Raw genomic sequence first — 16,616 nt, 5'->3', positions numbered from 1 at the left:
GCCCGGCCGGATATGAGCCGGGCTCACTTGGTTGATTGATGGTTAATTATTTATTTATTGTTGAAAGTAATCTATCTTATCAGCATCATTATTATTCTCAAAATTCCCTTCTGCACCACTATAGGCCACTACTACAGTACTTAGCGTAAGGTTACCCGACGTAGCTCCCGGCGTGATGGTACCCTGCAACCCGAATGAAAGTACATTCCCGGCTGTAATCACCTGGTTGGTGGTCAGAGTGTAATACCCACCCGATGGCCCGCTCAGGGTCCAGGCGCTGTTCTGTACGGGTCTGCCACCTATCGATGTTGCTCCAGCCGGCAGATTCAGGCTTACTTTGGGGTCCTTGCTTACTTTAAGAACAATCGCCCCTTTCGTATCTACTGAGTTCAGTTCGAACACATCAACAACCACACTGATAGTCGTTGTGCTGTTGACTGTAGTCGGCCGGGCGTAGATTGTTGCTGTCAGATCAGAAGCCGGTACTACAAGTAAGTGTAAGGTCGCCGTACCGCATACCGAATTATTATCGCAGGCCGTATAGGTAAAGGTTACGGGTCCGGTTACGTCGGTAGCGGGAGTATAAGTGTAGCTACCCGTCGAGGTAAGTACCAGGGTTCCAACGTTAGGCACCGTAACCGTTCCTGGATTAGAAACCGTCAGACCCGTTCCCTGATCGTTGGAAAGCACGTTGCTCTCGATCGGTAAGTTCTGAACCGTACTGACGTAGTCATCAACGATACTCACCGTTGTACTTCCGGGTGCGCTTACAGTTACTGTAACCTGAGTCGTTGCACACAGGCCGCCCGGTGTTTCACAGACCTGATAGGTGATTAGATCTGATCCGTAGAAGCCAACGGCTGGCGTGTATATGAGGTTACCTGTAGCCGGATCGATCGTAGCCGTTGCACTACCGCTGGTTGGAGTACCCACGATGGTCGGCGTATTCAATGAACCAGCCGTGTTGCCAGGACCGTCATTTGCAGTGATTGCTACCGTCGCACTGGTGGGCGTAGTAGATGAGCCCGCTATACGAACGAAATCCGGATTAGCAACTGGAGGGTTTGTCAGAATGGTTGGGTCGAGAACCGTAATGGTGAATGTAGAGGTCGGGCAGGCCGTTGTCTGGCTTGGCGGACAAACCGCTACCTGATATACATAAACACCCGGCGTTGCACTCGTAAATGTATACGTACCATCTGCGTTGATAACCAAAGAAGGGGTCGATCCAGTTGGGCTGGTCGTTGAAACCGGCGATCCGTACGTGGTGCCTGGTCCTGCCACATCGTTAGTTTTCAAACTTCCCGAAACTGAAACATTCTTATTTGTAACCGCGAAGTCGGGATTGGTGCTAAAACAAAGCAAGTTAGATCCATAAGCTGTACGCGTATCAACGAACGCAGAATAAACATCTACGTACGTATCAAGAGCGCCAACTATAGATCCTAATGAAAGTCGCACCTCGTCAAATGGTTTAGTAGTGGCAAAGCCAATATTGTATATTGTATTATTCCCAGGCCCAAAAATATTAAATAAAACGGTTAAGTCAAGTAAATTTGTTGAAGATTTACTTTCCTGCAACACGCCATCATTGTACGTTGTAACTGTAACATTGGCTAGTAGGTTTAAAGAAATCGGAAAATTGTTCTTTTTCACCACGAAACCAGCGTACGATCCGGCCGGATAAGTATCTAACGGATCGTATACAGAAAGCCCCGTTGTAGCTGCAGCTCCTACTGCACTCTGGATTCTGGCGAAGTCAGTCGTCGACGGACTGATCACATTTCCAGGGTTTTGTACGGCGCAGGCTACACAAACTCCATCGGTAACCCCTGTTCTGGCCGGGTTAATCACCGTTGGGAAAGCCGGATTAGCCAGGTAGTAGGTTGAATTACAGACGATTGGCGTAGCGCAGGCTTTCTGTACGACAGCACTATATACGTACGTTGTTCCTAAATCGATTGTTCCGAACTTCGAAAAACTGATTTTAATTTCATTAAAGGCTGGAACTGTAGACACGATCCCGATAACCTGCCGACTATTCCCTGTTCCGGTTAATATATCGGTAGAAGCACCCAGGATTAGATTACTACCCGTTGCCGATTGTACAGCTGAGCCATTGTTATACAGGGTAATGGTTACACTCCCGAATAAATCAGCCGATAGTAACGTCGTGGTTTCTACATCGAAACCAGCAAAGGTGTTGACCGGATACGTTTCTAATTGATTTTTAACCCCGATGGTCGCTGTGTAATTGACTCCTCCGGTGGTATTGATGGTTGCAGCCGTTGCCGTGAACGAATCGATTACGTTCGATGCATTAGCGATGCTACAGTTAACGCAGGTTCCGGTAATACCCGTATTGGCCGGATCAATGGCTACTGGATAGACCGCTTCGTCTAGAACCGTCTGGGTGTTACAGGCCAGGGCAGGTCCTGTGCAGAACCGCTTGATCGAAATGCCATACACAGAGGTTGTTCCCAGATCGGCACCGGTTTTGGTGAATGAAATTTTCGCTTCGTTGAAGGTAGCGCTGGATACCAGACCAATCAGTTGCCGGCTTGTTCCCCCCGTAACCGCCGATACCCCCAGAAATAGACTTGGGCCCGTCAGGGTCTGAACTACCGTGCCACTATTATATAAGGTAATTGTAATGGCACCCAGTAAATTGGCGGACGCTAAGGTATTGGTCTGCACATCGAAGCCTACGAAGGTATTGGCCGGGTAGGTCTGTAGCTGGTTCCTAACCGAAATCGAGGCCACAGCGCTCACACTAGCCAGTGAAGCAATAGTTGCCGCCGTGTTGGCGTCACCGTCGATGACATTCTGCGCATTGTTCACGTTACAGCCCACGCAGGTGCCGGTGATGCCTGTATTCGCCGGATTGATCGCAATCGGATAGCTGCTCTCATTAAGCGGTGTGTAAGTGTTACAGGCAAACTCCGCGTTGTTTGCGCAGAACCGCTTGACCGAAATACCGAATACAGAGGTTGTTCCGAGATCAGCGCCGGTTTTGGTAAACGAAATTTTCGCTTCGTCGAAGGCCACCGAAGAAACTCCACCAATCAGTTGCCGGCTCGTTCCGCCCGTAACCGCCGATACGCCCAGCAATAAATTTGAGCCGGTCAATGTCTGCACGGCACTACCGCTGCTATATAAAGTGATAGAAATACCACCCAACAGGTCAAGAGCGACTAAGGTGTTGGTCTGCACATCGAAGCCCACGTACGTGTTAGAGGGATAAGTCTGGAGCTGATTTTTAACCGCAATCGAAGCCACAGCACTGACGCTGGCCAGCGAAGCAATCGTAGCGGCTGTACTGGCATTACCATCGATGACGTTTGAGGCATCGACGATACTACAGCCGACGCAGGTTCCGGTAATACCCGTATTCGCTCCGTCCAGTGCAATCGGGTCGACTGCCTGGTTCAGTGGCGTATAGGTGTTGCAGGCTAATGCCGTCGGGTTCTCGCAGAATCGCTTGATGACGGCATTGTATATTGTTGTCGTACCAATACTGGCACCGGCTCCCTGACTAAAAATAATTTGAATCTCATCGAAGGCTTGATTAGCGACAAAGCCCACGGTTTGCCGGCCCGTACTGCTAGCGAGAGGAGCGGATACAAGTAAGGAAGTACCAGAAATCGTTTCAGCCGGCTGGCCGTCCAGGTAAGTTTTAAAACTGATGCTGCTCCCTATGTTTACCCCCAGCAGGGTTGCGTTGGAGATATCAAATCCTACAAACGTCTGGGGAGTGAAATCGTTAACTTGATCTTTTACGGCTAAACTGACACTACCAGCCAGCGTTAAAATTGGCGTAAACGTCGCTACAGAAGTTGGGTCGTTATCAACGACATTGTCATTTGAAAACCCCGTAGTTACAAACACTCCCCCGGTAGCGCCCGTGTGGTCAGCATTGACCACAGGCACGAAGTTAGGCCGGGTTATAGAGGTGAGTGTATTGCAGTTAAGGGTAGGTTTACAGAACTTCTGTAATGACACATAATAAACACGTATAGTGTTTGTGGTGCCATTTTGAATTTGTAACGAATTGAAAGCCTTCGATGTATAAAATCCTATGTTGCCTTCCGTATCGCCCAGCCCACCATCGACATTAGTCGTGTATGTTTCCTGCAGCGTGGTTCCTGAATACGTTCTTACCGTAACATTGCCGCCTGCTGTTAAGCCAGGCCTTCCAACATGGACATTGATATAGTAACCACTTACCGAAGTCCCGGAATTGATATACGTGTTTGTCGGGTCCCCAATCCGCAGGATGGCGGAAGTACTATTTGTATTAGCATAATCAGACGTGGTGCTGTTGATGGTATTACCCGGGTTAGTCCATCCGGTTGCCGTGAGCGAAAAGGCAGGTGATACCCAGTTGGTAGCTGTAAACGTGTTACAGCTTAACTGGCTGTCCTGACCAAACACTTGGGTAATGCCGAGCAACAACGCGCAAAACATACCCCAGGAGAGTAAGTTAAGCTGAGCCCGTGCTGAAAAAGAGGGGTACATTCGTTCCATAAAAGACGCCGATTTAAAGTGAACTAATTGTTGATTATGTTAAAGTAAATAGTAATTTGTATATACCTCTTTTGTTATTTATAAATTGGCACTTCTTAAAATGCCAACTTAACTCAATAAAAGAAGCTTTGTTTACCGTTAATTAGATACTAATTCTCCTCATCAATTAAGTTTCTTTACCATATCTTACCATTTTGAAGACAAAAACGCCGATAAGTATACGATTAATTGCATGGATTGGCTTTTATGAACAGTCCTAAATTTATTAAACGTAGCTTTTACTATAATTTTATTAACAAAAGAAGATAGTTTATATACTTGCAAATCCACTAACGCATGGAATATATCACATATGTTGCGGCAACGACAGGAATAGGAAATATCAGGACATTGGAAGAAGGGGCCTGCCCATTCGCTCACCGCAAAGCTTAAGCCAACGGCAGTATCTTTTAATCAGTTTACGAAGACTAGCTTATTTCGGGAAGGATTCGACTATTAGTCAAGGCTACCTTGACGGATCGACGCAGACGCCTTGTTTGCTAATTCGATGATCAGGGGCAACAGGTGGCCAAAACGGGCATCCCGACTGTGGCCCTGCTTCCAGCGGGCATAAATCTGCTGGGCAATCACCGCGTTTTTGTAGAGACCAAAAACGTAATAAAATAAAATATCTGACAGATCGCGGCCACTTCGGTCGGCATACCGGTCGACGACTTCCCGGCGGGTCAGGTTACCCGGCAACCAGGTCAGGTTAAAATTTCGATAGGCCAAATTATCGTTCGCTTCTGACCAGTAAGCCAGCGTCGCTCCCAAATCCATAAGTGGATCGCCAATGGTCGCCATCTCCCAGTCGAGCACACCCGTAAGTTGCGGCAGTAGTTCGCCGGAAAGTCGATCGGTTGCGAATAAAACATTGTCGTATTTATAATCATTGTGCAGAAACGCAGGCGGCTGCTCGATCGGATAGTGTTTCGGTAGCCAGTTACCGACAAAATTCATTGCTGGTATTGAATCGGTTTCGGCCGCCAGATACCGGCTAACCCAGCCTTCTACCTGCCGTTGCACGTACCCTTCCGGTTTTCCGAGCTGACTTAAGCCGGTCTTCTGAATATCCAGGTTGTGGATTACGGCCAGATTATCGACCAGCGCTTCGGACAACTGGCGCATTCGGGTGGGCGATATCGTCAGAGAGGAGGCCATAGGTGCCCGTAAGATCGCGCCCGTCAACCGCTTCATCACATAAAACGGAGCACCTAAGATATCGGTGGTTGCGCAGTAAACAACCGGCTCCGGAATCTTGTCGTACTGATCCTTTAGTACGGTTAACACTCTGAATTCCCGCCCCATGTCGTGCCCGCCTTTGACGGCAGCGCCCACCGGCGGACGACGTAGCACAAACTCCCCATCCTCCGTCTGCAGCCAGTACGTCAGGTTCGAAAAGCCGCCCGGAAACTGCCGGACCTCCCGGATCGTGCCGACCTCAGGTGCCTGCTCGCGCAGATACGCATTTAAGCGGCTCAGGTCCAGTTCTTCGCCGTTGCGTACGGGTTGGGGAGCATCGGGTGTAATCATACGATACGGTATTGGTTAGGCGAACGGTAATGTGCTTGATTGAGTAGTCGAAACCCCTGCGTTGACTTTATGAACCAGCCCGGACGGAGCTGGTTCGGTGCCCCCGCTTATTTCAGCGCTGAACCTACTAATAAATCGATTACAGCCCCAATGACCACCCCCGAAATCAACGCCCTTTTTCAACGATTTTCTGAACTGAGAGTGGGAGTTATCGGCGACTTTGCCATCGATCTTTATTTCACACTGCAAACCCAAACCGGCGAACGATCGCTGGAAACGGGGCGGGACGTATTCTGGGGAAGTCAACCCAGGGCTTCGCTGGGAGCCGCCGGCAATGTGGTGCAGAATCTGGTGGCGCTGGGCGTTTCGCATGTTCAGGTGATCGGGTGCGTAGGCGACGATTTGTTCGGACGGGAAATGAACCATCAGTTTACCCGTCTGGGTGTGAATACCCAGCATCTGCTCACGCTGAAAACCGATTGGGATACCTGCGTATACACAAAGCCTAACTGGACCGGCCAGGAGATGAACCGCATCGATTTTGGCACCGCCAATGCCGTGTCCGATCAGCAGTTTGCCAACCTGCTGTCTGGGCTGACCCAGGCGCTCAGCGAACTGGACGTGCTCATTATCAACCAGCAGTTTCCGAACCCATTACTCACCGAAGAGCGGGTCGCAATGCTCAATGAACTGATGGTGCAGTTTCCGGATGTGTGCGTGGTTGCCGATATGCGCGACGTAGGCAGGCACGTACGAAAGGCTATGCTTAAAGTAAATACGGCGGAACTGGCCCACTTTCTGAGCGTCGAACACCCGGCTCATCCAGACCTGGACTGGTGTGTTCAGCACGGCAACGCGTTCCGTCGGCAAAGCAATGGCCCTCTGCTGATTACGCGGGGTCAGTCGGGCATCCTATATATAGATGACCACCAAATTCAGGCCGTCGACGGATTACCGCTCCGGGGCGAACTCGACACGGTTGGCGCAGGTGATACGGTCGTGGCTACCTGGGCGGCCTGCTGGGGCGCAGGTGCCACTGCGCTGGCCGGGCTGGAAATTGCTAATCTGGCGGCTGCGGTCACGGTTCAGAAACTTGCCCAGACGGGTACGGCCAGCCTGCCCGAAATCATGACGCTCCATCATACCTATTTCGCATGACGAACGATCTTTTCCGGAAACACCGGCAGGAATTACATACCCATCTGACCCAGGAACTATTGCCTTTCTGGACGGAGCGCACCGCCGATTACGTAAACGGGGGCTTTATCACTCACTTCGATCGGCACGGCCACGATTCGGGCGAAGACGAGAAATCACTCATTGCGCAGACCCGTTCCATCTACACCTACGCGTCGGCGCACCGGGCGGGCTACGGCGACGGTAAGTTGGGCGATTTGGCTCGGCACGGCGTCGATTACCTGCTTTCCCGAATGTGGGACGAAACCTACGGTGGTTTTTACTGGATGACCAACCGAAAAGGTGAACTGCTGAACGACCAGAAAATCGTGTACGGCCAGAGCTTTGCCATTTATTGCCTGAGTGAATACACGCTGGCTACGGGCGACCCGCGCGGAGCCGAATACGCCGGCAAAGTGTTCGATCTTCTCCAGAAGTATGCATCAGACACCTGCTACGGTGGGTATTTCGAAATGTTTCATCGCGACTGGACGCTGAAAGGGCCCGGACCGGCGGGTGGCGATCGCAAAACCCTGGATGCCCACATGCACCTGATGGAGGCTTTTACAACTTTATATGAATGTACACATCAGCCCGTTCATCGTCGGAAACTGCTGGAGATTATCGATCTGCTGGTCGGTAAAATCATGCATCCCACCTACGGAACGGGCATTCCACAGTTCTGGGCCGACTGGCGGGTAGCTCCTCAGATCAAATTCGAGGTGATTTGGGGCTGGGATCGTTTTACGGAAGACGGCGTCAAGCGCGAAGCTGAAGACAACACCAGCTACGGGCACAACGCCGAGTTTGCCTGGTTGCTGCTGCATGCGCTGGATGTGCTCGGCATTCCGCCGGACACCTATCGGAATCAATTCCTGAAATCGTTCAGCCATGCGGTCGATAACGGCATCGACTGGGAATTCGGGGGTGTTTTTGTGGAAGGATCACACAGCGGAGCGGTATATGATCGGGAAAAGGAATTCTGGCAGCAGGCCGAAGCCCTGATCGGGCTGCTGGATGCGTATCAGTTATTTGGTGATGAAACTTACTGGAAAGCTTACGCCAACGTACACCGGTTTGTCCTGGACAAAATGGTCAATCATCCGGTAGGTGAATGGTGGCCGCTGATGACCCGACAGGGCGTTCCGATCTGGACGCACATGAGCCATTCCTGGAAAATTAATTATCATACCGTCCGTTCGATGGTGCAATCCATTCATCGGCTGGACATGCTATTGACACAGACAAACTGAGTAAAAGTCAACCATAGCGCCAATGCCCCCTGCTGAGTCTTCTATAAATAGTTGCCCCGCAGGGGGCATATCGACCCTATTCCTCAAGAGAACCTTTAAACGGCCGATTGGAAGGATACCTCCCAAAGAAGAAGCCATAATACGCACTCGTTTATATAAAGTAAAGAATATTATATGTCAATAAACCTACTATCTACTACAATCTTTTGTCTTCGGCTCTATCAAAAGAATATTTTAAAGTATACTTGTATTTAATTTTATTCTTCTGCCATAAGTTCTGTTCAGTTCATAGTCGATTTGTATTTACCAGACGATAGTTCATTATTTGTCAATACACCTCCGTTTCCAGTTAACCTCTACTAACAACTTCCAACAACCAATTTTCCTCAACAATGCGTTATTCTCCTTACTCATTGGTTGCCCTGTTGCTGGTTGGTTTGAGCACGGCAATCGCTCAAACACTTCCCTCGCCGAAAGAACATTTCGGCTTCAACATCGGCGATGACTATCAGTTGGCTACCTATACGCAGACCGAAGCGTATTTCCGTAAGCTGGCCGCAGCCTCCGATCGGGTCAAGCTGGTCGATATCGGCCTGACCGAAGAAGGTCGCCACCAGCTTATGCTCATCGTGTCGTCGCCCGAGAACCTCAAAAAGCTCGATCGCTATAAAGAGATTTCCCAAAAACTGGCCCGCGCCGAAAACTTGACCGACGACCAGGCACACGCGCTGGCCAACGAAGGCAAGGCGGTGGTCTGGATAGACGGTGGTCTGCACGCGACCGAAACGGTCGGCACCATGCAACTGATCGAGACCGTCTGGGAACTGGTGAGCCGCAAAGACCCCGAAACCATGCGAATTCTGGATAAGGACATTATCCTGCTGACGCACGCCAACCCCGACGGTCAGGAAATTGTCAGCAACTGGTACATGCGCGAAGCCAAGCCCGAGAAACGCTCGCTGGATAACCTGCCCCGGCTGTATCAGAAGTATGTCGGTCACGATAACAACCGGGATTTCTTCATGCTCAACATGAAAGAAACCCAGAATATCGGTCGGCAACTGTTTGTCGAGTGGATTCCGCAGATCATGTACAACCACCACCAGCGCGGTCCGGCCGGATCGGTACTGGCAGGCCCCCCCTACCGTGATCCATTCAACTACGTCTTCGATCCGCTGATGATCACGGGCATCGATGCACTAGGAGCCGCTATGATCAACCGGCTGAACTCGGAAAACAAACCGGGCTTCACGCGGCTGGGCGGATCGGTCTTCTCGACCTGGTACAACGGTGGGTTGCGCACAACGACTCACTTCCATAATATGATCGGGTTGCTGACCGAAATCATCGGCGGACCAACCCCCGAAGATGTACCGCTCGTTCCGTCACGGTTGATTCCGAATGGCAATACGCCGTTCCCGGTTACGCCCCAGAAATGGCACTTCAAACAGTCCATCGATTACTCGCTGTCGCTGAATTATTCGGTGCTTAATTACGCAGCCCGTTACGGCGATGAACTGCTGTTCAACATTTACCGGATGGGCAAAAACTCCATCGAGCGCGGTAGCAAAGATACCTGGGGCCTGTCGCCCAAACGGATCGACGCTATCACCCAGGCGTACCAGGCTGATCCGAAAAAACCCACGTCGGGCAGCGCCAATGCAGCGTTGGCCCAATACGGACTGCTGCCCCGGGGCGGTGGCATGCCGCTTAAGTATTACGACACGATCATGAAGGCGCCGACCCTGCGCGATCCTCGTGGGTTCATCATTCCGACCAATCAACCCGATTTTGCAACGGCGGTTAAGTTTGTCAATGCCCTGATCCGGACCGGCATTCAGATTCAACAGGCAACGAGCGACTTTACCGTGGCGGGCAAAAAATACCCGGCAGGTTCATACGTGGTCAAAACCGATCAGGCTTTCCGGCCGCACCTGCTGGACATGTTCGAGCCGCAGGATCACCCCAACGATTTTCAGTATCCGGGCGGTCCGCCGGTTCGTCCTTACGATGCCGCAGGCTGGACACCCGCTTACCTGATGAGCGTGAAATTCGACCGGATTCTGGACAGCTTCGATGGTCCGTTCAAGAAATTACCGTACGGCGAACTACAGTCGCCCGAAGGCCATATCAACGGTACGCCGAGCGCGGGTTATGTGCTGAGCGCCAAAGCCAACAACTCCTTCATTGCCGTCAACGATTTGCTGGCGTCGGGTGTCGACGTATATCGCCTGCCGAACGGGGCTGGCAGCAAATCGTCGGCTGAAGCAGGGTCATTCTTCGTACCCGCTTCGGCCAAAGCCAAAACCCTGCTCGACAAGTCGACCAAAGCCCTCGACCTGGAAGTGATGGGTGTCAGCAAACGTCCGACGACATCGATGATCAAAGTGTCACCCATGCGAATTGCGCTGTGGGATACCTACGGCGGTTCGATGCCTTCCGGCTGGATTCGCTGGCTGATGGAGCAGTACCATTTCCCGATGAAAGTCATTTATCCGCAGGATATCGACGCGGGGGATCTGCGCAAGAAATTTGACGTCATCGTCTTCGTGACCCGAGCCATTCCACCGATGCGGGGCGGTGATAACGACATTTTCAGTGCGTTCGAACGTGAACCGAAAGAAGAAAGCACGCCAGCCGAATACCGTCCGTGGCTGGGTAAGATTACCGCTACCAAGTCCATTCCTCAGATCAAAGCCTTCCTGGAAGCTGGCGGTAATGTGGTGACCATCGGTAGTAGCACCAACCTGGCGTACCACCTGGGATTGCCCGTCAAGAACGCACTGGTCGAAATGACGGCGTCGGGTCAGGAGCGGCCCCTGCCCGGAGAAAAATACTACATCCCCGGCAGCGTACTGCGGGTAGCACTGGACTCTACCCAACACGCCACCTGGGGCATGGCCAACCAAACCGACGTGTATTTCGATGCCAGCCCGGTATTCAAACTGGCTCCCGAAGCCATTGCCAAAGGCACAGTAGTTCCGCTGGCCTGGTTCGACACGGCCAAGCCGTTGCGCAGTGGCTGGGCCTGGGGCCAGTCGTATCTGCAGGATGGCGTAGCGGCTTTCATGGCACCAGTGGGTTCCGGTAAGCTGTACGCGTTCGGTCCGGAGATTACCTTCCGGGCGCAGGCGCAGGGAACATTTAAACTGCTTTTCAATCAGCTTTATAATACCGGCTCCAGTGGTTCGCAGGGCAGCGATCACGTAGCAGAAGAATAGCTGAGTCAATGAATACGTAGCTCCATCGATTCGGCCTCTGCGGGATCGGGTATTTATAGCCATTCAATGTTCTATAAATAGTCGACTTTGCAGGGGCCGAATCAGTTAATAGCTTCCTCAACGAGTCGGACAAGCGGTCAATAGCCCACAATGCATAAATAGTTCATTTACAGTAGCATGCAGCCAATTTCCCGAGTGACCTTATTAATCACGCTCCTGATGGGCGGACTAATTCCCTGTTTGTTTGCGCAGGAAGACGACGATGACCCCGAATCGAAAAAAGTCGTCCCGGTTGAACAGCGCTACACCACCGAAATTAACACGCTGGCCAAACGACCGGCTGTGCAGGCCGCCTTCCGGTATTTTACCGAACTCGAACCGCAGACGAAGAAAGACCTGATTCTGCTGACCGAGATTCCGTCTCCCCCTTTCAAAGAAACCGAGCGGGCGAAAAAATATGCTGCGATGATAAAGGAAGCCGGTGCCGATTCGGTCTGGATCGATGAAGTCGGAAATGTACTGGCCAGACGCAAAGGGAAATTGGGTCGGAAAACCGTGGTCGTGGAAGCGCATCTGGACACGGTTTTTCCGGCTGGAACCGATGTAAAAGTCAAACAGAAAGGCGATACGCTCTACGCACCCGGTGTCGGCGATGATACCCGCGGACTGACCGCCGTGCTGGCCGTACTAAAAAGCCTGGATCATACGAAGATCGAGACGGACGCCAACGTGCTGTTTGTTGGGGCAGTGGGCGAAGAAGGATTAGGCGACCTGCGGGGCGTCAAGCATTTACTTCGGCCGGGTGGCCCGAAAATCGATTCGTACATTGCGGTGGATGGTCACGGAATCGAAGGCATTACGCACCGGGGTCTGGGTTCGCACCGCTACCGGATCACGTTCAAAGGACCCGGCGGTCACTCATACGGTGCGTTTGGTATTGTCAATCCGCATGGCGCACTTGGTAAAGCAATTTATTATTTCACGACAGAGGCCGATAAATTCACGAAAGAGGGTGTCAAAACGACTTACAGCGTCAGCGTGGTCGGTGGCGGTACATCGGTAAATGCCATTCCCTTCGAGTCGTGGATGGAAGTGGATATGCGCTCCGAAAGTCCTGAAAAACTAAAAGGGATCGATGCGCTGCTGCAGGCGGCTGTTCAGCGGGCTGTAAAAGACGAAAACGCCATGAAGCGCCGGGGCCCTGACCTGACTGTCGACGTCAAACTGGTTGGTGACCGGCCTTCGGGTCGAATTGAGCCCACAGTTCCGCTGGTGCAACGGGCGATGGCGGTATCACAGTATCTGCAGGTCAAACCCCGCTTAAACGTGAGTTCTACGAATGCCAACGGACCCATTGCCAAAGGGATTCCGGCAGTGACCATCGGCAGCGGGGGCACCGGCGGCAACGAACATTCACTAAAAGAATGGTGGATCAACGACAAAGGCGTGCTGGGACTGCAGCGCATTCTGCTCGTACTGCTGGCCGAAGCGGGCGTAGCGAATTGATCTTTTATAGTCATTGATTGAGGTTGTTCAGACTTTGAGAAGAATTTTCAAATGAACGTTTTTGTCATGCTGACGCAGGAAGCATCTTAACGTTCCCTACTTGCCCATCAGGGTATTCTGAGATGCTTCCTGCGTCAGCATGACAAAAAGTTTCCTGATAAAATTTAAACGAGCTTATTGTCAACCTGAACAGAACAGTAATCAACCAATCGCGATCAATGGCCATGCCTGACTAATTACGACTTTCCACGTAAACCACCTCAATCGTATGAAACTATCTGTACAAAAAATGACGATTTATCGGGGAGCGCTACTGCTTCTCGCTGGCCTGCTGGCGGGTGTGATGGCGATGGCATGAGCCATATAACATGCTACTCAACTGGGTATGACCCCTTCAGGGTCAAATGTTTATAGCAGCTTTAGCTCTCCTATAACTATTTGACCCTGAAGGGGTCATACTCGATCCATCCTTAGGCTGCAGGTTCGCCTATAATGCCTGCTGACGCATCAACTGGCGAAACTGCCGCAACTCCTTCGCTTTCTGCTTGATGTCCAGACCGTATTTTTTCAGGATACTGGCGGCCAGATTCTGCTTGTGCACCTCATCCGCACCGTCCCAGATCCGGGCACCGCGCTCGTGCCGGTACATGGCGGAAAGGACCGTATCGTCGGTAACGCCCAGCGCACCATGTACCTGAATGGCCCGGTCGAGCACCCGTAGAAACGCATTGGCAACATAAAACTTGATCGCCGACACAGCCTCCCTAACGTTGCCGACTCCTTTTGTGTCGATCAGGTACGCCGTATTAAGTACATAGAGCCGGGATGCGTCGATTTCGGCGCGGCTTTCGGCAATGAAATCCTGAATAAACTGCTTTTCACCGAGCATGACGCCGTCTTCGATCTCGCGGGTAGCGGCTCGCTGACAGAGCAACTCGAGGGCTTTTTCGGCGTTGCCAATCCAGCGCATGCAGTGATGAACACGACCCGGACCGAGCCGTTCCTGCGCCAGGCGAAACCCCATTCCTTCGCCCGCAATGACGTTGGCAGCCGGAACCCGACAGTCGGTGTAGGTCACTTCGGCATGGCTGAACCATCCCTCACCCGCTTCGCCAAATACCGGAATGTTCCGCTCGATCCTGAAACCGGGCGTGTCGGTTGGCACGATGATCATGCTGGCTCGCTGGTGCAGAGCCGCATCCGGATCGGTCACCGCCATCACCACCGCAAACGCAGCTCCATCCGCCGATGAAGTGAACCATTTGCGACCATTGATGACGTACTCATCCCCAACCCGTACGGCCAGCGTCGCCATGCGGGTTGGGTTCGATCCGGCAAACTCGGGTTCGGTCATCGAAAAGCAGGAACGGATAGCACCCGCCATGAGTGGTTTCAGGTAGCGGTCACGCAGTTCGGGCGACGCGAATTTGTGGAGCAGTTCGATGTTGCCAATGTCGGGGGCCTGGCACCCGAACACGTAATGCCCAAAAAACGGCGCATAGGCCAGCACTTCGCTGATCTGGCCGAACTCGCAGAGCGTGAGCCCATGTCCGCCCTGCTCTTCAGAGAGCGCCAATCCCCACAAACCGGCCGCTTTCACCAGGGCCCGCTTCTGATCCAAAATTGGAATGATTGCCTTCAGGTTATGATGCGAAAAGCCGGCTTCCAGCGGAATCAGTTCCGTCTGAACAAATTCGTGAACCCGTGCCAGCAAGGGCCTAAGGCGCTCGGTCGTGAAAATCGTTTCCATAGTGAGTAGGTCGTAAATCTTCGTCAAGTTAGGTTTTATCGTACAAAAGAAGGCTTAGCAAATACTACGGCTTTCCCTACTCCTTATAATAACCCTAATAACTCAGCTAGGCAGCCTGTCTGACCCGTTCCAATGTGTCGCTCTCCCGTAAACTAATCGGTAGCAGTCTTTCCAATTCTATTGGTAAGAATCAGGCAAAAAAATGTAGCTGAGCAGCCTAGAAAGAGTATGGCTGTCGAATAAGATAAAAAGCTACCCCAAACATAGGGAAAGCTATTACCTGCGTCATAGGGAATTTTCAAGACACTGATTGTCAATAAAATCACTCCTATCAGGCAATACACTTTCTTTGCTGAAGATTGTAAGGGATTAGTCATAAGAATCACTACTATCCCTACTAATGGCAGGATAGAATGTAAATCGCCGGCTATCAAAGCTACGGGTAGTAGTAAAAAAAAAGGGAGGCAGATTGGCATATCCGGGCCACAAGGAACGATTAACAAAAACGTAATCAATGATAACCATCTGAAAATTGTTAGCTTTCTCATAGTGCCAAAGGTCTAAGCCAGAATGCTGTAGATCATTGATCTGGATCAACATCGTAGAGAAAGATTCCTGTATTCGTGGAATGACAAAACACTTCAAAGTTTCTACATCAGCAATCGTATATCTCCACTCGGCCGTTCACCAACTCCTCGCTTCGCCCCTGCAGGCCCCCCGTGTGAACGGCCACGACTGTTGCGTTAGGTCGGAAATAGCCTTTCCGGGCTAAATCATAAATGCCATACAGCATTTTGCCGGTGTAGACCTGTTCCAGCAAAACGCCGGATTTCTGCTCAAATGTTTGTATAAACCGGAGTAAATCAGGAGTAGTCTGAGCGTAACCACCAAATGAATAACCGAACTCCAACTGATAATGGGCCTGTTCTCCGGCACAGGCCGGCAATTGAAAATCAGCCGCTTTTAAGGCTAGAAATCCTACCACTGTCGTCTCAGTCGGAGCCGTATCAATCAGCCCGGCGACCGTGCCACCCGTGCCGACTGAGCAACAGACGTAATCGGGCACATACCCCAGTTGGTCAACAAGTTCGGGCATGATCTCAGCGGCACCGCGGATGGCCAGTTCGTTTGTTCCGCCTTCGGGCAGTATGTAGCAGGAGCCAACCTGGCGCGTTAGCTCAGCCAGAAAATCAGGTTCATCTTTCCGTCGGTAGTCGGTGCGGCTAACGAAATGAAGCTGCATGCCAAACGTTTCGCAGGCCTGCAGGGTTGGGTTACGCGGCCGGTTGGCCAATTCTTCGCCCCGCACGATACCGATGGTTCGAAATCCAAACTCCTGGCCAGCCGCAGCCGTTGCGTACAAATGGTTCGAGAAAGCGCCCCCAAACGTGAGCAACGTCTCGTAGCCCTGTTCGTAAGCCGCCAGCAGGTTATACTCCAATTTACGCCATTTGTTGCCCGACACCCGTGGATGCAGCTGATCATCGCGCTTGAGCCACAAGCGTAGGTCGACGGGTTCAGGAAACGGATTTGTTAGCTCCTGAAGCGGAGAATTGCGGGGAAACCGACGCAGATGTTCGGCAAAATCGCGGATCATGGCGTAAATTCGCC

At 51.7% G+C, this 16,616-nt stretch carries 8 protein-coding genes; 4 read left to right on the top strand and 4 right to left on the bottom strand.

Going from position 1 to position 16,616, the window contains the following annotated elements:
- Positions 1-54 precede the first annotated feature (54 nt).
- Positions 55-4,527, bottom strand: coding sequence for a beta strand repeat-containing protein (locus ACYVC2_RS07740; RefSeq protein WP_461101730.1), 4,473 nt, complete (start codon positions 4,525-4,527; stop codon positions 55-57).
- Between the two features lie 495 nt (positions 4,528-5,022).
- Positions 5,023-6,099, bottom strand: coding sequence for a phosphotransferase family protein (locus ACYVC2_RS07735; protein WP_461101729.1), 1,077 nt, complete (start codon positions 6,097-6,099; stop codon positions 5,023-5,025).
- A 69-nt stretch (positions 6,100-6,168) separates the two neighbouring features.
- Here ACYVC2_RS07735 and ACYVC2_RS07730 point away from each other — a divergent pair, with 69 nt between their 5' ends.
- The 4 genes from ACYVC2_RS07730 (at position 6,169) to ACYVC2_RS07715 (ending at position 13,255) form a co-directional block, all read left to right on the top strand.
- Complete coding sequence (locus tag ACYVC2_RS07730; protein WP_461101728.1) at positions 6,169-7,257, top strand: bifunctional heptose 7-phosphate kinase/heptose 1-phosphate adenyltransferase; 1,089 nt, start codon at positions 6,169-6,171, stop codon at positions 7,255-7,257.
- Positions 7,254-8,528, top strand: coding sequence for an AGE family epimerase/isomerase (locus ACYVC2_RS07725; RefSeq protein ID WP_461101727.1), 1,275 nt, complete (start codon positions 7,254-7,256; stop codon positions 8,526-8,528). The genes ACYVC2_RS07730 and ACYVC2_RS07725 overlap by 4 nt, the downstream gene beginning before the upstream one ends.
- A 392-nt stretch (positions 8,529-8,920) precedes the next feature.
- A complete protein-coding gene (locus ACYVC2_RS07720; RefSeq protein ID WP_461101726.1) occupies positions 8,921-11,749 on the top strand; it encodes a M14 family metallopeptidase in 2,829 nt (942 codons plus the stop codon).
- 219 nt (positions 11,750-11,968) lie between these two features.
- On the top strand, positions 11,969-13,255 hold the full coding sequence (locus tag ACYVC2_RS07715) for a M20/M25/M40 family metallo-hydrolase (protein ID WP_461102318.1): 1,287 nt from the start codon (positions 11,969-11,971) through the stop codon (positions 13,253-13,255).
- 487 nt (positions 13,256-13,742) lie between these two features.
- Here the strand turns inward: ACYVC2_RS07715 and ACYVC2_RS07710 are convergent, their stop codons facing one another.
- Together ACYVC2_RS07710 and ACYVC2_RS07705 are read right to left on the bottom strand one after the other, a co-directional pair.
- Positions 13,743-15,005, bottom strand: coding sequence for an acyl-CoA dehydrogenase family protein (locus ACYVC2_RS07710; protein WP_461101725.1), 1,263 nt, complete (start codon positions 15,003-15,005; stop codon positions 13,743-13,745).
- Between the two features lie 655 nt (positions 15,006-15,660).
- Positions 15,661-16,602, bottom strand: a complete 942-nt coding sequence (locus ACYVC2_RS07705; RefSeq protein WP_461101724.1) for a 1-aminocyclopropane-1-carboxylate deaminase/D-cysteine desulfhydrase — start codon at positions 16,600-16,602, stop codon at positions 15,661-15,663.
- Positions 16,603-16,616 lie beyond the last annotated feature (14 nt).

This window comes from Spirosoma koreense (assembly GCF_054777875.1).
Note: the sequence above shows the minus strand (reverse complement) of the source record. Positions and strands in the feature narration are given on the sequence as shown.

Excerpts from the sequence above, each read along its gene's own strand:
- ACYVC2_RS07740 (WP_461101730.1), bottom strand. The coding sequence starts at position 4,527 with ATGGAACGAATGTACCCCTCTTTTTCAGCACGGGCTCAGCTTAACTTA.
- ACYVC2_RS07720 (WP_461101726.1), top strand. The coding sequence starts at position 8,921 with ATGCGTTATTCTCCTTACTCATTGGTTGCCCTGTTGCTGGTTGGTTTG.
- ACYVC2_RS07710 (WP_461101725.1), bottom strand. The coding sequence starts at position 15,005 with ATGGAAACGATTTTCACGACCGAGCGCCTTAGGCCCTTGCTGGCACGG.
- ACYVC2_RS07730 (WP_461101728.1), top strand. The coding sequence starts at position 6,169 with ATGAACCAGCCCGGACGGAGCTGGTTCGGTGCCCCCGCTTATTTCAGC.
- ACYVC2_RS07715 (WP_461102318.1), top strand. The coding sequence starts at position 11,969 with ATGGGCGGACTAATTCCCTGTTTGTTTGCGCAGGAAGACGACGATGAC.
- ACYVC2_RS07725 (WP_461101727.1), top strand. The coding sequence starts at position 7,254 with ATGACGAACGATCTTTTCCGGAAACACCGGCAGGAATTACATACCCAT.
- ACYVC2_RS07705 (WP_461101724.1), bottom strand. The coding sequence starts at position 16,602 with ATGATCCGCGATTTTGCCGAACATCTGCGTCGGTTTCCCCGCAATTCT.
- ACYVC2_RS07735 (WP_461101729.1), bottom strand. The coding sequence starts at position 6,099 with ATGATTACACCCGATGCTCCCCAACCCGTACGCAACGGCGAAGAACTG.